We start from the raw sequence: 16,478 nt of genomic DNA, 5'->3' as shown, positions 1-16,478 counted from the left end.
CATGCTCAGGATCGATAGCTTGCGTTGATGCGAACATAGTCATAGGACAAATCGGTCGTCCACATGTGGGCGGCTGCCTGTCCTTGCCCAAGGTCGACCGAAATCGTAAATTCCTTCTGTTTGAACACCTGCGCGATTTTCCGTTCAGCGGTCAGTCCTGTGCCCATTCCCTGTTTGACCATGACGACCTTGTCGAAGCGCACGGTCACTGTGTCGGGATTGATGGGAACGCCGGATCGACCGAGTGCGCCCATCACGCGTCCCCAATTGGCATCTTCTCCGAACAATGCGGTCTTGACCAAATTGGAGGTGGCGATTGTGCTGGCCACTCGTTTGGCGGCTGCAACGGTCTTGGCTCCGCCGACGGCGATTTTGACGACCTTCGTGACGCCTTCGCCGTCTCGGCAGATGGCCAAGGCCAGTGCCTGCGAGGCCTCGGTCAGCAGTTGTTCGAACTGCCGATAGGGCTTCGTGCCTGATTGGATGGTCGCGTTCTTCGCCAATCCGTTGGCCAGGCAGAGAACCGTATCGTTCGTACTGGTATCGCCGTCCACTGTAATGCAGTTGAAGGATTGATCGGCCGCCGATTTCAGCGCGCGCTGCAGCGCGGCCGGTGCAATGGCGGCATCCGTGGTTAAGTACCCGAGCATCGTGGCCATATTGGGATGGATCATGCCAGAACCCTTGGCCATGCCTCCGATGGTCACGAGCCGGCCGCCGATTCTTCCTTGAACGACGACGGTTTTCGGACGTAGGTCAGTCGTGAGAATAGCTTGAGCCGCCTGTCGTCCGCCGGTGCGGCTGAGTTTTGCGATCAATGTTGGGATGCCGGTCTGCACGCGATCAATCGGAAGCACCCGTCCGATGACGCCGGTCGATCCGACGAAGACCTGATTCACCGGAATCGCCAGGCCCTTGCTCACGGCAGTGGCCATGGCAACGGCTGCCTGGAGCCCTTTGGCGCCGGTGCAGGCATTGGCGTTCCCGCTGTTGACGATGATGGCGCGGCCACGGTGCTGCCGTAGATGGCGACGATCGAGAATCACGGGCGCGGCCACCACGCGGTTCTTCGTGAAGACCCCTGCGATGGGACCTGCGACGGTCGATACCACGAGCGCCAGGTCGAGGATGCCCGGCTTCTTAATGCCGCAATGGATGCCGGCGGCTTCAAATCCCTGCGGCGCGGTTACGCCTGATGCTTGTACTTTCATAGCGGTCATCTCGCTGAATGGTTGCTCGGAATGATGTGACGTGGTTGCGTCGATGTTACGGGTAACTGCCCGGTGCGGTGAGTCCCGTTTCCTCAGGAAGTCCCATCATCAAATTCATGGCTTGAATGGCTTGACCGGCGGCGCCTTTGACCAGATTATCCACGGCCGCGACGGTGACAACCCATCCGGCGCGTTGGTCTGCGTAGACACCAATGTCGCAAAAATTTGACCCTTTGATGTAACGCGGATTCGGAACAATGTCTTCGTAGAGGCGAATAAACCGCTCGCCTTTATAGAACTCCCGGTACAGGGCCCGCAATTCAGGCAACTTGATCTCTGTCTTCAGCTTGCAATAGGCCGTGCTCAGAATTCCCCGATTCATCGGCACGAGGTGCGGGGTGAAGGCGATCGTGACCGCACCGGGCGTTCCCATGATGCCGGAGAGTTCTTGTTCGATCTCAGGAATATGGCGGTGCTTGCCGATCTTGTAGGGCTCTAACGATTCATGGGCTTCCGGAAAATGATAGGGCAGGGCCGGGCTTCGTCCTGCTCCGGAGATCCCGGATTTCGCATCGATGACGATGGAGTCGAGTTGGACGAGTCCTTTCGCAAAGAGCGGCGCTAGCTGTAGGATGGCCGCCGTCGGGTAGCAGCCAGGCGAGGCAACTAATTTTGCTTTCGCAATGGCGCTTCGATGGAGTTCGGGTAGACCGTAGACGGCTTCGTGGAGCAGGGCCGGATGAGTGTGAGGCGTCTGATACCATTGTTCATACGCCGCCACGTTTTTGAGCCGATAGTCCGCGCTCAGATCCACGACTAGCTTGCCTGCTTTCATGCAGAGGGCAACCGGTTCTTGCGATTTTGTATGGGGAAGCGCAAGGAACAGGGCATCAGCCCGTTCGGCCAGGGCCTCGGGAGCCAGCGCTTCGAAGGTGTGCTGCACAACACCGGTGAGGTTGGGGAAGACGGATGCCACGGATTGGCCGGCTGATTTCTCAGAGGTCACTGCGGCAATGTCAAAGTAGGGATGCGCGGCGGCCAGGCGGACGAGTTCTGCCCCGGCATAGCCGCTGGCTCCTGCAATCGCGATGCGAAATTTCTTAGACATGACCTGTCACCCTGTCGTGCTGATGTTGAGCGTGTTCGGTTGTAGGCACAAAAAAGGGAAGGCAAGGAGCCTTCCCTTTCTCGTACTTTGGCTCCGGCTGTTTAGCGCTTGGAGTACTGGAAGCGCTTACGAGCACCCTTCTGTCCGTATTTCTTTCGTTCCTTCACGCGAGAGTCGCGGGTGAGAAGGCCTTCTTTCTTGAGCGGGGTCCGTACCGTGGGGCTCAAGACGACAAGCGCACGGGCGATGGCGTGACGGAGCGCGCCGGCTTGACCGGTCGGGCCGCCTCCGTAGACGGTCGCGTTAATCGAATACTTGCCGGTGAGTCCAGCCATCTCAAGGGGAAGCTGGATGATCTGCCGGAGGGTGAGGCGAGGAAAAGCCTTTTCCAGCGGCTTATCGTTCACCGTAATTTCACCATTGGCCGTCCCTGTTACCCAAGCTCTGGCTACGGCACATTTTCTGCGACCTGTTGCATACTGTGTCACGGCTGCCATATCACTGGTCTCCTTTGGTCCTAATAGGCTAGAGAGAAATAGGTTCCGGGTGTTGCGCCTGGTGCGGATGAGTTGCTCCGACATAGACGCGAAGTTTCTTTGCCATACCATTGCCGAGAGGATTCTTGGGGAGCATGCCTTCAATGGCTCGCACCAACAATTCAGTCGGATCCTTCTTGAACAGATGCTGCGCATCGGTGGTCTTGAGCCCGCCGGGGTAGCCCGAGTGGTGGATGTAGAGCTTGTCTTGCATCTTGTTGCCGGTCAAATGGATCTTCTCGGCATTAATGATCACGACATGATCGCCCATGTCCACGTTCGGGGTGAAGGTGGGGCGATGTTTGCCGCGAAGAATGCCGGCGACTTTAGCCGCCAGGCGTCCCAGGGTTTTTCCCTCGGCGTTCACAAGGTGCCACTGTTCTTTTACATTGGCCGGTTTTTCGAGATAGGTCGTCATGGTGATCTTCTACTCCTCGCAATTAGACAAACCAAACATCCTAGACTTCTTGTGTGTCGATATCTTTCGTATCGAGCTTCGCAAGCCAGGCATCTAGGTGTTGCCCGCTGCGCCGTTTCCAAACGTCTTGGGTGGTATAGATCGGTGCGTGCGTTCGAAGGGCCAGGGCGATGGCATCGCTTGGCCGGGCATCGATCGACCGCTCCACCCCTTTGTTTTCCAAAAATACAGTGGCGTAATAGGTGCTGCTTTTTACATCGGTTAAGACGACTCGCTTAGTCGCAATGCCGAAATGTTCGCCGAAGCTTTTAACCAAATCGTGGCTCATCGGTCGGGGTGGTGTGGCCGAATCCAAGGCGCGGCGAATGGAATCGCCTTCGGGGGCACCGATCCAGATCATGAACGTGTCCTGATCGTCGGTCCTGGTCAAGACGAGAATCCTGGTGTCGGTATTGGCGTCTTCAACGACACGGCTCACCGAGAGCAGGATGAGATCGGGATTATTTGAGTGTGCAGAGTCGCTCATGGCTAACGTCGCGTCAGGAGTCCAGTTTGCCGAAATCTTCCGGCTTGAGATTCTCTAACCATTGTTCGAGTTCTTCCGAGCTTTGCTTTCGGATAACCGACTCGTTCGCGAAGATGGGCGCCTCTGAACGAATCGCCAACGCGATAGCGTCGCTGGGGCGTGAGTCGACGGCGTATTCCGAATCCTCGTACATCAGATGAATCTTGGCAAAATAGGTGTGCTCATTCAAGTCTGTAATGACCACGCTAATCACTTTGGCATTATAGGCGTCTAAAAAGGACTTCATGAAATCGTGCGTCATCGGGCGTGGGGGCGCCACGTGCTCCAGTGCAAGGCTGATGGCGCTTGCTTCCGACTTCCCGACCCAGATCGGCAACATCTCGGCTTCATCCTCATCGCGGAGCACCACGATGTAGGCGTTGTTGTAGGGGTCAAACATCAACCCCTTGACCTGCATTTGCGTAATCATGACAAATTCAACCGTACATCCAAGTAAATGATCATGGAAGGCAGGCGAAGAATGGAGGACTGTAGCATTTTCAAAAAGGGCCTGTCAACGAAGTCGGCGACAAGACAGGGAATTTAGTGTAACGGTCCCGGGCGCTTGCTTGCGCCCGGGGAAGCGATGTCGCCACACATGCTGAGTGCAGGGGGCGACGATTGGCTAGGTGCCTTCCGGGCGGAAATTTTCTGCGATCTTTGAGGTGTCGGCTTGTCCTTCTAGCTTTAAGAAGGCCTTCATTTGTTTGCGGACAAGCTCTCGTCCGCTCTCATCGCCGAGATTGACCTGATATTCATTGATCACCATCACCCGCATGCCCTCCCATTTTTTCCAGCAGGCGGTGCAAACTTTTGCCTTGATGTCTTGTTCCAACTTGCCGAGAAAGAGGGGAGCGGTAATCGCTTCTCCGGTTTGTCCGCATGTGACACACGCAACCTCTGTCATAACTGCCATACTCCTTTATATAGAGAGTTTCGAATATTTATGTGTTTAGTTGCCAGATGGCTGGGGCAAGCTGAGCGGCCACGGTCTCCATTTAACGCGGTCATATTCTAGCAGACGTATTCTTCCGAAGAAAAGAGGCGATGCCGATTGACCGCCTGAAGGCTTCATGTTACAAGGGTAACGCATTCTATCATGGCGTATTCTTGATGTGCCCGGATGGCGGAACTGGCAGACGCGCCGGACTCAAAATCCGGTTCTCGTAAGAGAGTGGGAGTTCGACCCTCCCTCTGGGCACCACACTCACGGATAACACATGCGATGGTAGTCATCGGTCAGGTCACCACCCAATTTATAGTAGAAATCCCTCTTGACAGGTTTTCCCTGTTGGCCTATAGTTCCGCGGTCATTAGAACGGACTTATGTACGTAATCACTCAAGGAATCTTGTTGTTCATCATCTCCACACATTATCTTTCTCACAAGGAGGCAGCACATGCGTAAGGTGTTGGCACTGGGAGCCACAATTCTTTTTGTCGGCTCAGTGGGTGTTGCGGGCGCGCAAGAGCGGTTGCAGCAGTCTGGCGGATCCGCGATGGGCGTAGGGACCGGCGTCGGCGATATTTCCGGAAGCGCCAACCGCGTTCAGGCCTTTGATCGCAATTCGTTTCTCGATCGTCTGTCTCTCCCAGAAACCATCTACGGCCGCGTGTTAGCCGTCGATATTCCTGCCGGGAAGTTGTTTTTGGAGACGGGCGGAAGCTCACATGACGAAGGGCGCGCTGGTTCCGGCTCAATGAATGCTCTCATCGTGTTTCTTGACGACAAAACCAACATGGATCAGCTCAGAACGATCAACTCAGGCGATGACGTGACCTTGCAGGTGATTGAAGCAACGTCGAATGCTCAGCAGTTTGGTGTGGGTCGGAAGATTGTTCGCGAAATCAGCGTGCTTCGCGGTAACGAGAAGCTCGCCGGATTCGGTGGATTGGGCCAGCGCCCAAACCCCTCGACTGAGCGTGCGATTGAGACCAACAGTGGCAGCGTAACTGGTGGGCCTGCTGGCGCTGTGCTTCCTGGTAAAATTACCGGAACCGTGGATACGACAATCGGTGAATTCACAGGGACAGCTCCTTGCTGGAATTGCGAGCCGCAGCCAGGATGGGGTTATCAGACGGTGGCTCCTGAGACCAAGATCCCGACCAATAAGTCAGATTATGGAGCGGCAGATTATGCCAAGCCTAACCTCGTGAAGGGCTTGAACTAGATCTGATTAGATCGCGTGTTTTTGGAAAGGGGCAGCTTCGGCTGCCCCTTTTTTTTGCTCTGTTTGCTGTTCTGCTGACCTTGTTGTCTTGGATCGTTACTGGTAACGTAACTCTCATATCGACGAGCCGACTTGACTGGTATTGATTAGCGAGGTTTGAAAATGAACGACAGTGGGAATGGGGAGCAAGGGGTTTCGACGGATATTGAGCTGGATCTCCGGGGAGTCATCTGTCCGTATAATTTTGTGAAGACCAAGTTAAAGCTCGAGATGATGGATCAGGGGCAGATCTTAGCGGTCTTGCTGGATGATGGGGATCCTATTAAGAATGTTCCGCGCAGTGTAGAGAATGAGGGCCACACGGTGCTTGCGCAGGATCGGGTCGGCTCGTCATACCGTGTGCTTATTCGGCGAGAAGAAACTGACTAATGTTGTGCTCTGCGCCTTCCCGTCTTTGCCGGGGTAATTCGTTTTCTTCCTTCCACTACTAGCGTGACCATGTGAGGCGTCTGGATCCGTTTCAGTAAATGTGAAACGCGCCTGGCCGTTCCCTTGAGAACGGTTTCGTTCTGGAGGGTGAGATCGCAGGCGAGCGCGATTCGGCGGCGTGGGGCTGCCTTGGCAATAGTCTCCAGAATAGCTTGGCATGATTGGGTCTGACAGAAGAGAATTGTCGGTTCTGCATGCATCAAAGCCATTGCGAGTCGGCTCTTACCAGAGCCGGTGGGCGCGGGGATGTCCCCATAAAAGTGGAACGCCTCGGCGGAAAACCCCGATGCAGTGATTGCAGCCGTCACAGCTGATGGACCGGGGATAGAACAAACGGGAATAGCGTGTTTGTGTGCTGCGGCAACCAAGAGGCTTCCCGGGTCCGAAATCACGGGTGAACCACAATCCGATACCAATGCGACGGATAGGCCTTGTTGCAGTCGATTAATCAGGACCGCAACTTTTTCTTTGATCCTCGTCGGTCCATAACTTGTGAGTACGACCGACAAGTTGTGATGGGATAAGAGTTCCTGTGTGGCGATCGGATCCTCGGTTGCGATCACATCCACCCGACTGAGGATGCCGAGTGCACGGATCGTGATGTCGTCGGGATGTCCGATGGGGACTCCAACCAGGAAGAGCGAGCCCATAGGTTTTTTTACCGGTAGACCGGGGGATTCCATCGGTCGTCTTTGTTGACTCTGTTCTCGTCGCATCGCTATAATTCTCTTTTAATCCCGCAAGATACGGTTCGTTGTTCGTCGCAAGAGAGGGAATGCCCGCATGGCCGTAGTTTGCTTCATGGTGACGATGGGATTGTACTTCATCGCGACCATTTCATTTCTTGCCTATCTGTTGCGCCGCTCTGAAGCTCTTTCAAAAGTCTCCCTGGCCATTACCGCGGCCGGGTTTGTTATGCATACTCTTGCCCTGGTTGCACGGATGGTGGGGGGGTCTGCCGCCGCTCCTCCGAGTGTTCATGAGGCGCTGTCATTCTTTTCCTGGATGCTCATTCTCGTATTTCTCGCCGTGGAATTTCGTCATCGGATCCACGTGCTGGGCTCATTCATTGTCCCGCTCGCGTTGGTCTCACTCATCTCCGCGGCGGCGTTGCCTGACACTGTTCCCACCTTGCAGCCGATGTTTCGAACACTTTGGCTCCACGTCACCTTGAGTATGTTGGGAACGGTGGGGTTTGCCGTCGCGTTCGTAGCGGGTGTGATGTATCTCATCCAAGACCGCCTTCTCAAGTCGAAACGGTTCAACGTATTGTATGCCAAGCTGCCGGCACTGGACTTCCTTGACCATTTGAATCAGCAATCCATTATTTTGGGGTTTCCGCTCCTGACGCTCGGAATCATCACCGGCGCTATCTCTGCGGAGTTCGCCAAGGGCGCTTATGTGAGTTGGAATCCCGAACAGACCTGGGCGTTGGTTACCTGGTTGTTCTATTTTGTCGTGCTCCTTGGACGCTTGATGGTGGGGTGGCGCGCGAAACGGGCGGCCTACTTAACGGTGATCGGATTCGCCGGTGTCATTTTGACCCTGATTGGCGTGGTCCTCAAGAGCTACGGGACGGTGTCGTAAGATGCATTTGATCGTAGTCGGGCTCAGTCATAAGACGGCGCCCGTTGAAATTCGCGAGAAGCTGGCGGTGCCGGAAAGTCGGATGGGCGAGGCGCTCGGCCGGCTGACTTCGTATTCCGGCGTGAAAGAAGGATTGTTGCTGTCCACCTGCAATCGCGTCGAAGTCTATTCGGTCGTCGACGATATCGATCAAGGCTATGGGCGGATTCAGGAATTTCTGGCCGATACTCATCTCTCCCTTTCCTCCGAACAGCTGACTCCGCATTTGTATTGGCATGCTGGCGATCGAGCCATTACGCATCTGTTTCGTGTGGCGGCCAGTCTTGACTCGATGATTGTGGGGGAATCGCAGATCCTCGGGCAGTTGAAAGATGCCTTTGAATCGGCGCTGTCGCACAAGACGACTGGGCTCATCATGAATAAGGTCGTCAAGAAAGCCATTTCTGTCGCCAAGCGCGTGCGGACCGAAACCAAGATTGCCGAGATGGCCGTGTCGGTCAGCTATGCGGCGGTCGAACTCGCCAAGAAAATATTTTCAGACCTCGGGCAGAGAACGGTTTTGTTGGTCGGGGCTGGTGAAATGGCCAAGCTGGCCGCCCAACATCTGATCGCGCAGGGTGTCGGGCAGGTGCGGATCACCACCAGAACCCCGCAGCATGCCGTGGAGCTAGCCGAAAAATTCGGTGGGACTGCGGTGCCATTTGAACAATACAAAGACGATATGGCTTCGGCCGATATCGTTCTTGTCTCGACAGGCGCGTCGCATTATCTCATCAGCGCCGACGATGTCCAGCGGGCGGTCACCGAGCGGATGAACCGGCCGATGTTTCTGATCGATATTTCGGTCCCACGCAACATCGATCCGGCGGTGCGGCATGTCGACAATGCGTTTTTGTTCGATATCGACGACCTGAAACAGCGGGTGGAGAAGAATCGCGCCGAGCGTTTGCAGGAAGCTGATAAGGCTGAACAGATGGTGGTGGAAGAGGTCGTGGTTTTGCGTGAATGGATGAAGTCGTTGGAAGTGACGCCGACGATCATCGCATTGAAGCAGCGCGCGGATGAGATTAAACGCAGCGAGTTGGACAAGACCTTGGGACGGCTCGCGCACCTGCCGGCGCAGGATCGGGAACTCGTCGAGGGATTGGCCACGTCGATCGTGAACAAGATGATTCACGGGACGATGGTGACGTTGAAGTCCGAGGTAAATTCGTCGAGCGGGGCGGCGTTTGTCGAAGCCGCGCGGCGCTTTTTTAGCCTTGAAGCCGTGCCGCCGCCGGATACGCGCGGAGAGTCAGCCGTCGAACCATCATCCTGTCTGGCGCATGAAGCGAGTGAGTTGCTTATTGAGCAGACTCCTGCTCGGACGCCTAGTCGAAAGCAACCGTAGAATTATTGTAGGAGTAAGATCCGTGTCGACACCAACAGCCGCACGACCCACACTGGTTCTGGGCACCAGGGCAAGTAAGTTGGCCGTACAGCAGAGCGAGTGGTTCCAGGCGCAAGTGCAGGCGATTGCCCCAGACATCACCGTGACGCTCACCCGGATTCAAACATCCGGCGACAAGATTGTCGATGTCCCGCTCGCGAAGATCGGCGGAAAGGGCCTGTTCGTCAAGGAAATCGAAGAAGCGCTGTTGAGCGGCGAGATTGATTTTGCCGTGCACAGTATGAAGGACGTCCCGACGCAGTTGCCGGATGGGCTGGAGATTCTCTGTGTGCCTCCACGCGAAGATTCACGGGATGCGTTGATCAGCCATACCGGTTGTCTCTTTCAGGATTTGCCTGTCGGGGCTCGGGTGGGGTCGAGCAGCTTGCGCAGGCAATCGCAGTTTCTTCACGCGCGTCCGGATCTCCGGATTGAGATGCTCCGGGGGAATCTCGATACCCGGTTGAAAAAACTCAAAGAGGGACAGTTTGATGCGATTATCCTAGCCGCGGCTGGGTTGCGGCGCTTGGGATGGACGGATGAAATCACTGAATATCTCGATCCGCAACTCTGTCTTCCCGCGATCGGGCAAGGGGCGTTGGGGATTGAGGGGCGGTCGAACGATCAGTTCGTGCGATCGATACTCAGCCGGCTCACCCATCAGCCGACGCAGGTGGCGGTGACGGCGGAGCGGGCGTTGTTGCATCGATTGGAAGGCGGTTGTCAGGTACCGATTGCGGCCTATGCGACGTTGACGAATGACCAGGTGCATCTGGAGGGACTGGTGGCGAGTGTGGACGGTAAGACCGTCATTCGAGACGCCGTGCAAGGAACAAGAGCTGAGGCGCAAGTCTTGGGTACGAGACTGGCGGAACGGTTGCTCGCGCGGGGCGCTGACAAGATTCTTGGCGAGATTTACGGAAGGGCTTGATGGCAGGTAAGTCGCGAATAGGCAGAGTCTATCTGGTCGGAGCCGGGCCGGGGGATCCGAAGCTCCTGACGTTGCGGGGCAAGGAATGCCTTGAGCAGGCTGATGTCGTGCTCTACGATTACCTCGCGAATCCTGCGTTGTTGTCTCATGCTCCGCCACAGGCCGAGCGTATTTATGTGGGCCGGCGTGGACGCGGACAATATCAGCCGCAAGAAACCACCAACCGCATGCTCGTCGAACGGGCTCGGCAGGGACAAATCGTCGTTCGGCTGAAGGGCGGCGATCCGTTTGTGTTTGGACGTGGTGGGGAAGAAGCCGAAGCGTTGGCTGCCGCTGGGGTATTGTTTGAAGTGGTGCCTGGCGTGACGGCGGCGGTGGCGGCTCCGGCCTATGCGGGGATTCCTGTGACCCATCGGACGATGGCATCTACGGTCACGTTTGTCACCGGCCACGAGGATCCAGACAAGAGTACGACGGCTCTGGAGTGGCCGAGGTTGGCGAGCAGTCATGGGACGCTGGTCTTTTTGATGGGGATGAAAAATCTTCCGTCCATCGTCTCCAATTTGATAGGCGAAGGACGGCCTTCGACGACGCCGGTCGCGCTGATTCGATGGGGCACCAGGGCTGCGCAACGCACGGTGGTTGGGACGTTAGCCGATATTGTCGAAAAGGCTCAACAGGCGAAGCTGGAGCCGCCGACGGTCGTGGTCGTAGGTGAGGTAGTCAAGCTGCGAGAGCAATTGAACTGGTTTGAGCGTCGCCCGCTGTTCGGGAAGCGTGTGTTGATGACGCGTGCGAAAGAGCAAGCGGGAGAGCTGGCCGGCTTATTGGCGGACGCGGGTGCTGAGCCGATTGAAGGGGCCACGATTCAGATCGTCGAGCCGAAGGACTGGGCGCTGGTCGATCGAGCGATTGATGAGCTCGGCCGATATGATTGGGTGATTTTTACCAGCGTCAATGGCGTCGTGCAGTTTATGAAGCGGCTGCAGATGTGTGGACATGACGCGCGCCGGTTTGCGGGGCGACGCATTTGCTGCATCGGGCCTCGCACGGCGGAGGAGTTGGCGACGTATGGCCTTACGGCTGATGTGGTTCCGGCGGAGTATCAGGCCGAGGGAGTGCTGGAGTCATTGGCGGCGTCGGATTTGTCACGAGCGCACATTCTCATTCCGCGGGCGGAAGTTGCGCGCGCGATTTTGCCTGAAGAGTTACGGGCTCGTGGGGCTGTGGTCGATGTGGTTTCGGTGTATCGTACGGAGGTTCCGCGAGACTCCGTCGAGAGCTGGAAACAGTTGCTGTTGGAACGGGAGATCGACAGTGTGACCTTTACGAGCTCGTCGACGGTCAGAAATTTTATTGAGTTGGTCGGGGGTGAAGCGCAGGCGCGGGGGCTGTTACAATCGGTTGCGGTGGCGTGCATCGGCCCGATCACGGCACAGACTGCGCGGGATGCCGGATTGTCGGTTGTGATTCTCCCCAACGAGAATACGATTCCGGCGCTGGTTGAGGCGATGGCTGGATATTTCGGGACGGGCGTGTCAGTGGCTGCGGCGCCGGCGCCGTAGCGGTGTGATGGTGGGCAGATACACAGCAAAAGGGAGGAGTACCCAATGGTTCCTGTGAAATCGTTCATGATTCCTCGAGAGAAGTTTGTGACCGTGGCTCGTGATACCGATGCTCAGACGGCGGCGCGGATTATGCGTGATCGCGGAATCGGCAGCTTATTTATTACCAATGACAAAGAAATTATCGGCATCGTGACCGACACGGATATGATGCGCCGGGTGGTGGCGTCGGGGTCGGATGCGACCAAGGCGACGGTGGAGCAGATCATGTCGGCTCCGATCATGACGATCGAGGAGAGCAAGACGTTGCTCGATGCGAACGACCTGATGGCTCAGGCGCATGTGCGCCACCTGGGCGTGACGCGCGAGGGGAAGCTGGTCGGGGTGATTTCCGTTCGCGATTTGGTAGTGTTTCTGACTAATCTGCCAAGAAAGTAGGACGGTATGGCGTTTCCGATCCAGCGGCTTCGACGGCTTCGGCAACAAGATTCTTTTCGGCGGATGGTGCGGGAAACCGTGCTGTCTCCGGCGGATTTTATCTACCCGCTGTTCGTGGTTGAGGGGCAGGGGCGGCGTGAGGAGATTGGGTCTATGCCCGGTCAGTTCCGCCTGTCGGTCGATCTGCTGGTGAAGGAAGCGGCGGAGGTCAAGGCGCTGGGCATTCCTGCGATTATCCTATTCGGTATTCCTGCGAAGAAAGACGACCGTGGCAGCTCGGGCTACGATCCGAACGGGATCGTTCAGCGGGCGATTAAGGCGGTGAAGGATCAGGTGCCGGGACTGGCTGTGATTACGGATGTCTGTATCGATGAGTATACGGATCACGGCCATTGCGGCATTGTGAAAGACGGCAAGATTCTCAACGATGAAACGCTGGAGTGTCTGCGCACGATGGCTCGTACGCATGCCGAAGCCGGTGCCGATATGGTCGCCCCCTCCGATATGATGGATGGACGGGTGGCTGCGATTCGTGCGGAGCTCGATCAGGCAGGCTTTCCTGAATTGCCGATCATGGCGTATGCCGCAAAGTTCTCGTCTTGTTTCTACGCGCCGTTTCGAGATGCCGCGTATTCGAGTCCGCAGTTCGGCGATCGCCAGTCGTATCAGATGGATCCGGCCAACGGGCGGGAAGCATTGCGCGAAATCGATTCGGACGTGGAAGAAGGGGCGGATATTGTGATGGTCAAACCGGCCATGCCCTATCTGGATATTATCGCCCAGGCTCGTGCGCGGACCTTACTTCCCATCGCGGCGTACCAAGTCAGCGGTGAGTACAGCATGATCAAAGCCGCGGGGCGTGCCGGATGGCTGGATGAAACGCGCGCCATGATGGAATCGCTGCTCTCAATCAGGCGGGCCGGCGCTGATCTCATCTTGACCTACTTCGCGAAGGATGCCGTCCGGCAGCTCCATTGATACCTGCATGAAGGTGACACGCGGATACTCAGGCGGCGAAGAGCGGTCCTACCCGGTAGCCACGGTCGGCAACTTTGACGGGCATCACCTTGGCCATCGCTCGCTGTTGCGGACGGTCGTGGAGACGGCGCGCCGGATGGAGGGCACGGCGCTTGTGCTGACGTTCGATCCCCATCCGGTCAAGATTCTTGCGCCTCATGTCGATTTGAAGTTTCTCACGAGTCCTGAAGAAAAGTTGCAGCGTTTCGAGGACGCGGGAATCGATGAAGTGGTCGTGCTCGAGTTCGATCACCCCTTCGCGAGTCTCCCTCCTGAAACGTTTACGGAAATGGTCTTGTATCGCGGGTTGCATCTGCGGCAGATTTTTGTCGGACAGCATTTTGTCTTCGGCAAGGGGCGTACGGGCAATGTCGCCTCGTTGACGGTGATGGGGAAACGGTTCGGGTTTTCCGTGAATCCCGTCTCGCCGGTGATTGCCGACGGCGGCATCGTCAGCTCCACACGTGTACGAAAATTAGTGCAAGAGGGGCAGGTTGATCTCGCGGCCCGGTTACTGGGACGGCAGTATGCGATGGGAGGAGTTGTCCTGCCAGGGGCTCAGCGGGGGCAGGAGTTGGGCTGGCCGACGGCCAATCTGCGGTTGCCGGTGGAGCGGGTGATTCCGCCGAACGGCGTGTATGCGACGGTGACAATTTGGAATCAGCAACGGTTCGATTCTGTGGCGTATATCGGATCGCGGCCGACGTTTGATGCCGGCGAGCGGCTGATGGAAGTTCATTTGCTGAACGAGCAACAGGATCTGTACGGAGAGTCTATTGAAGTGCAGTTCCTTCAGCGGCTGCGTGGCGACACCAAGTTTCCTAGCGGCGCCGATCTGAGCCGTCAAATCGCGGTCGATGTGGAGCGGGCCAAGGCAATTCTACAAGAACATCGCAGTGCGCTATCGGCAGGATGATGGCGAGTATGGCAATGGTCGAACAACGCGTGTCGCGGAGGGCCTGGCCCCCATTGCTCCACAAGGTCGTCAAGACGGTGCGGGCGCATGGGCTGTTTGAGCCGGGACACCACCTGCTCGTCGCCGTGTCGGGTGGGCCGGACTCCGTGGCGCTGTTGACGCTCCTCCATCACCTGGTCCCCCGTTGGCGATTGCAGCTGACGGCGGTCCATTTTAATTATGGTCTTCGTGGACTCGAGTCCGATGAGGATCAGGCGTTTGTGATGTCGCTGTGTGAGGCACTCCAGGTGCCGCTCCGCTGTGTGTCGCTGGATGCCCGGACTCGTCCGCAGCGGGTTTCTCTTCAGGCTCAGGCGCGCGACGTACGGTATCGCGCGATGGCGAGGCTGGCCGAAGACGTCGGTGCTGACCGCATTGTCGTCGGCCATACGGCGGATGATCAGGCGGAAACGATTGTGCTTTGGATGTTGCGTGGAGCCGGAATCACGGGCCTGGCGGGTATGCCGGTTCAACGCGACGAGAAGATTATTCGTCCGCTGTATGAGGTCAGGCGCCGAGACCTACTAGAGTTTCTGGACGCGACGGGGCAAACGTATCGACAGGATTCCAGCAACGCGAAGCCGATCTATGCGCGCAACCGCATTCGTCATCAGCTCCTTCCCCTGCTCAGCCAGCTGGCACCGGCTGCTATCGATGCGCTTTGCCGGATGGGTGATTTGTGCCGTGAGGACGACCGATATCTGGAGGATCAGACGGCCAGTCTGTGCGCCTCACTGGTTCAACCGGATGGCGTGGGAGGCTATTTTATCGACCGGCTTGGTTTGCAGGTTCAGCCGTTGGCCTTGCAACGAAGGCTCTTGCGCGACGTGTTTCGCCGAATGCATCCGAGTCGGCGCCCCCCGAGTCTTGCGACGATTGAGGCCGTGCACCGGCTGCTCTCGTCGAAGCGAGGAGGGGAACGGCATTGCCCCGGCGATGTGCATGTCCAAGTGACTCCGAATGCGCTGCTCGTACTGCCGGCTCACGCCCTTGCTCTCCCGCAGGAGTCCGAGGGGGTAGTCAAACGGCACTTGGTGCAGATTCCGTCCGTCATCGAATGGGCTGGTACGAGCCAACGAATTCGAGTACAAGAAGGGACTCGTGAAGCGGCCCATCAGCTGTCTGTTTCCCCGGGATGGGTGATGATCGTCGATGCGGATGTGCTGTCGTATCCGCTGCATATCCGCCCATGGAGGGCAGGGGATCGGTTCGTTCCGTCGGGCATGAAGGGACGATCAAAGAAATTGCAGGACTACTTCATGGATCTCAAGATTCCGGTGTCGCAACGGAGACGAATTCCGATTCTGGATTCTCCTCAAGGAATTGTGGGTGTGTTGGGATTTCGGCAAGATGAGCGGTTTCAAGTGAGCGGCCGCACGCGCCGATGTGTCGTGATCAGGATGGACGAGGTCTCAGTTACGGAGGGGGTGCATTAGCATGGAGCGTGTGTTTGGCCGGCCGCTTGTGACGCAGGAACAGATGCGGACCCGCATCCGGGAATTGGGAAAGCAGATCAGTGCTGACTACGCGGGCAAAGATTTGGTGCTCGTGGGGGTGCTCAAGGGAGCGTATGCTTTTTATGCGGATCTGGCTCGTGCCATCCGGATTCCGATCCACATCGACTTTATCGTGGTATCCAGCTATGGTGCCAAGACTAAGACGTCGGGGAAGGTAAAGCTTGTCACCGATCTTACGGAGTCGATTAAGGGCAAGGACGTGTTGTTGGTCGAGGATATCGTTGATTCTGGATTGACGGTTCAGTACTTGCTGAAGACATTCGCGAAAAAGAAACCGCGTTCGCTGAAGGTCTGCACCCTGTTAAGCAAGCCGGACCGCCGGCAAGTCACGGTGCAGGTCGATTACGAGGGCTTCAAGATCCCGAATCATTATGTCGTCGGGTATGGATTAGACTATCAGCAACAATATCGAAATTTGCCGTATCTGGCGGTCTTGGATCTCGCGGATGAAGAGACGTAAGCGGTGCACTTGATATTGTCACTTTTGTCGACCCTGTGTTAACATCACCCACATTCAGTGGTGTCATGTGATGTATCTTCCT

Annotated in this window: 19 protein-coding genes and 1 tRNA gene; 12 read left to right on the top strand and 8 right to left on the bottom strand. The window is 56.7% G+C overall.

Going from position 1 to position 16,478, the window contains the following annotated elements:
• Positions 1–5 precede the first annotated feature (5 nt).
• The 7 genes from argJ to NITLEN_RS16235 all read right to left on the bottom strand — a co-directional run bounded on the left by argJ (position 6) and on the right by NITLEN_RS16235 (position 4,745).
• Positions 6–1,211: a bifunctional glutamate N-acetyltransferase/amino-acid acetyltransferase ArgJ gene (gene argJ / locus NITLEN_RS16265; RefSeq protein WP_219999485.1), complete on the bottom strand. Its 1,206-nt coding sequence runs from the start codon at positions 1,209–1,211 to the stop codon at positions 6–8.
• A 55-nt stretch (positions 1,212–1,266) separates the two neighbouring features.
• Positions 1,267–2,319, bottom strand: a complete 1,053-nt coding sequence (argC, locus tag NITLEN_RS16260; RefSeq protein ID WP_121990697.1) for an N-acetyl-gamma-glutamyl-phosphate reductase — start codon at positions 2,317–2,319, stop codon at positions 1,267–1,269.
• A gap of 101 nt (positions 2,320–2,420) precedes the next feature.
• Positions 2,421–2,816, bottom strand: a complete 396-nt coding sequence (rpsI, locus tag NITLEN_RS16255; protein WP_121990696.1) for a 30S ribosomal protein S9 — start codon at positions 2,814–2,816, stop codon at positions 2,421–2,423.
• Positions 2,817–2,844: 28 nt separating this feature from the next.
• Positions 2,845–3,273 (bottom strand): 50S ribosomal protein L13, encoded by a 429-nt coding sequence (gene rplM / locus NITLEN_RS16250; RefSeq protein ID WP_121990695.1) that lies wholly within the window; start codon positions 3,271–3,273, stop codon positions 2,845–2,847.
• 40 nt (positions 3,274–3,313) lie between these two features.
• Entirely contained in the window at positions 3,314–3,799 is a 486-nt protein-coding gene (locus NITLEN_RS16245) for a bifunctional nuclease family protein (RefSeq protein WP_121990694.1), read from the bottom strand.
• 13 nt (positions 3,800–3,812) lie between these two features.
• Entirely contained in the window at positions 3,813–4,268 is a 456-nt protein-coding gene (locus NITLEN_RS16240; protein WP_121990693.1) for a bifunctional nuclease family protein, read from the bottom strand.
• 195 nt (positions 4,269–4,463) lie between these two features.
• Positions 4,464–4,745: a Fe(2+)-trafficking protein gene (locus NITLEN_RS16235; protein WP_181416933.1), complete on the bottom strand. Its 282-nt coding sequence runs from the start codon at positions 4,743–4,745 to the stop codon at positions 4,464–4,466.
• Between the two features lie 210 nt (positions 4,746–4,955).
• Here NITLEN_RS16235 and NITLEN_RS16230 point away from each other — a divergent pair.
• From NITLEN_RS16230 to NITLEN_RS16220, 3 genes are all read left to right on the top strand, one after another.
• Positions 4,956–5,042 (top strand) — tRNA-Leu (locus tag NITLEN_RS16230).
• Positions 5,043–5,237: 195 nt separating this feature from the next.
• Entirely contained in the window at positions 5,238–6,008 is a 771-nt protein-coding gene (locus tag NITLEN_RS16225) for a hypothetical protein (RefSeq protein ID WP_121990691.1), read from the top strand.
• A 162-nt stretch (positions 6,009–6,170) separates the two neighbouring features.
• Complete coding sequence (locus tag NITLEN_RS16220) at positions 6,171–6,437, top strand: sulfurtransferase TusA family protein (protein WP_121990690.1); 267 nt, start codon at positions 6,171–6,173, stop codon at positions 6,435–6,437.
• Here NITLEN_RS16220 and rsmI read toward each other — a convergent pair.
• Positions 6,434–7,180: a 16S rRNA (cytidine(1402)-2'-O)-methyltransferase gene (rsmI, locus tag NITLEN_RS16215; RefSeq protein WP_181416932.1), complete on the bottom strand. Its 747-nt coding sequence runs from the start codon at positions 7,178–7,180 to the stop codon at positions 6,434–6,436. The genes NITLEN_RS16220 and rsmI overlap by 4 nt on opposite strands.
• 100 nt (positions 7,181–7,280) lie before the next feature.
• Here rsmI and NITLEN_RS16210 point away from each other — a divergent pair, with 100 nt between their 5' ends.
• The 9 genes from NITLEN_RS16210 to hpt are packed head-to-tail and all read left to right on the top strand — an operon-like array spanning position 7,281 to position 16,396.
• Positions 7,281–8,084, top strand: a complete 804-nt coding sequence (locus NITLEN_RS16210; protein WP_121990688.1) for a cytochrome C assembly family protein — start codon at positions 7,281–7,283, stop codon at positions 8,082–8,084.
• 1 nt (position 8,085) lies between these two features.
• Positions 8,086–9,474 carry a glutamyl-tRNA reductase gene (hemA, locus tag NITLEN_RS16205; protein WP_121990687.1) on the top strand — a complete coding sequence of 463 codons (1,389 nt, stop codon included), beginning with the start codon at positions 8,086–8,088 and terminating at the stop codon, positions 9,472–9,474.
• A 22-nt stretch (positions 9,475–9,496) separates the two neighbouring features.
• Positions 9,497–10,444 carry a hydroxymethylbilane synthase gene (hemC, locus tag NITLEN_RS16200; protein ID WP_245924539.1) on the top strand — a complete coding sequence of 316 codons (948 nt, stop codon included), beginning with the start codon at positions 9,497–9,499 and terminating at the stop codon, positions 10,442–10,444.
• Positions 10,444–12,009 (top strand): uroporphyrinogen-III C-methyltransferase, encoded by a 1,566-nt coding sequence (gene cobA, locus NITLEN_RS16195; protein ID WP_121990685.1) that lies wholly within the window; start codon positions 10,444–10,446, stop codon positions 12,007–12,009. Before hemC ends, cobA begins: the two co-directional genes overlap by 1 nt.
• 45 nt (positions 12,010–12,054) lie before the next feature.
• A complete protein-coding gene (locus tag NITLEN_RS16190; protein ID WP_121990684.1) occupies positions 12,055–12,447 on the top strand; it encodes a CBS domain-containing protein in 393 nt (130 codons plus the stop codon).
• Between the two features lie 6 nt (positions 12,448–12,453).
• Positions 12,454–13,425, top strand: a complete 972-nt coding sequence (gene hemB / locus NITLEN_RS16185; RefSeq protein ID WP_121990683.1) for a porphobilinogen synthase — start codon at positions 12,454–12,456, stop codon at positions 13,423–13,425.
• Positions 13,426–13,432: 7 nt separating this feature from the next.
• Positions 13,433–14,380, top strand: coding sequence for a bifunctional riboflavin kinase/FAD synthetase (locus tag NITLEN_RS16180; protein ID WP_181416931.1), 948 nt, complete (start codon positions 13,433–13,435; stop codon positions 14,378–14,380).
• Positions 14,381–14,388: 8 nt separating this feature from the next.
• Positions 14,389–15,855: a tRNA lysidine(34) synthetase TilS gene (tilS, locus tag NITLEN_RS16175; protein ID WP_181416930.1), complete on the top strand. Its 1,467-nt coding sequence runs from the start codon at positions 14,389–14,391 to the stop codon at positions 15,853–15,855.
• Between the two features lies 1 nt (position 15,856).
• Entirely contained in the window at positions 15,857–16,396 is a 540-nt protein-coding gene (gene hpt / locus NITLEN_RS16170) for a hypoxanthine phosphoribosyltransferase (RefSeq protein WP_121990680.1), read from the top strand.
• Positions 16,397–16,478 lie beyond the last annotated feature (82 nt).

It is taken from the genome of Nitrospira lenta (genome assembly GCF_900403705.1).
Classification (GTDB): Bacteria; Nitrospirota; Nitrospiria; order Nitrospirales; family Nitrospiraceae; genus Nitrospira_D; species Nitrospira_D lenta.
This window is presented reverse-complemented; position numbering and strand designations above follow the sequence as displayed.

What these genes read in the sequence shown, in the direction of transcription:
- cobA (WP_121990685.1), top strand. Translation starts at nt 10,444, where the DNA reads ATGGCAGGTAAGTCGCGAATAGGCAGAGTCTATCTGGTCGGAGCCGGG.
- rpsI (WP_121990696.1), bottom strand. Translation starts at nt 2,816, where the DNA reads ATGGCAGCCGTGACACAGTATGCAACAGGTCGCAGAAAATGTGCCGTA.
- NITLEN_RS16210 (WP_121990688.1), top strand. Translation starts at nt 7,281, where the DNA reads ATGGCCGTAGTTTGCTTCATGGTGACGATGGGATTGTACTTCATCGCG.
- NITLEN_RS16225 (WP_121990691.1), top strand. Translation starts at nt 5,238, where the DNA reads ATGCGTAAGGTGTTGGCACTGGGAGCCACAATTCTTTTTGTCGGCTCA.
- tilS (WP_181416930.1), top strand. Translation starts at nt 14,389, where the DNA reads ATGGCAATGGTCGAACAACGCGTGTCGCGGAGGGCCTGGCCCCCATTG.
- hemB (WP_121990683.1), top strand. Translation starts at nt 12,454, where the DNA reads ATGGCGTTTCCGATCCAGCGGCTTCGACGGCTTCGGCAACAAGATTCT.
- NITLEN_RS16220 (WP_121990690.1), top strand. Translation starts at nt 6,171, where the DNA reads ATGAACGACAGTGGGAATGGGGAGCAAGGGGTTTCGACGGATATTGAG.
- NITLEN_RS16235 (WP_181416933.1), bottom strand. Translation starts at nt 4,745, where the DNA reads ATGACAGAGGTTGCGTGTGTCACATGCGGACAAACCGGAGAAGCGATT.
- hpt (WP_121990680.1), top strand. Translation starts at nt 15,857, where the DNA reads ATGGAGCGTGTGTTTGGCCGGCCGCTTGTGACGCAGGAACAGATGCGG.
- hemA (WP_121990687.1), top strand. Translation starts at nt 8,086, where the DNA reads ATGCATTTGATCGTAGTCGGGCTCAGTCATAAGACGGCGCCCGTTGAA.
- rsmI (WP_181416932.1), bottom strand. Translation starts at nt 7,180, where the DNA reads ATGGAATCCCCCGGTCTACCGGTAAAAAAACCTATGGGCTCGCTCTTC.
- NITLEN_RS16190 (WP_121990684.1), top strand. Translation starts at nt 12,055, where the DNA reads ATGGTTCCTGTGAAATCGTTCATGATTCCTCGAGAGAAGTTTGTGACC.
- NITLEN_RS16180 (WP_181416931.1), top strand. Translation starts at nt 13,433, where the DNA reads ATGAAGGTGACACGCGGATACTCAGGCGGCGAAGAGCGGTCCTACCCG.
- NITLEN_RS16240 (WP_121990693.1), bottom strand. Translation starts at nt 4,268, where the DNA reads ATGATTACGCAAATGCAGGTCAAGGGGTTGATGTTTGACCCCTACAAC.
- NITLEN_RS16245 (WP_121990694.1), bottom strand. Translation starts at nt 3,799, where the DNA reads ATGAGCGACTCTGCACACTCAAATAATCCCGATCTCATCCTGCTCTCG.
- argJ (WP_219999485.1), bottom strand. Translation starts at nt 1,211, where the DNA reads ATGAAAGTACAAGCATCAGGCGTAACCGCGCCGCAGGGATTTGAAGCC.
- rplM (WP_121990695.1), bottom strand. Translation starts at nt 3,273, where the DNA reads ATGACGACCTATCTCGAAAAACCGGCCAATGTAAAAGAACAGTGGCAC.
- argC (WP_121990697.1), bottom strand. Translation starts at nt 2,319, where the DNA reads ATGTCTAAGAAATTTCGCATCGCGATTGCAGGAGCCAGCGGCTATGCC.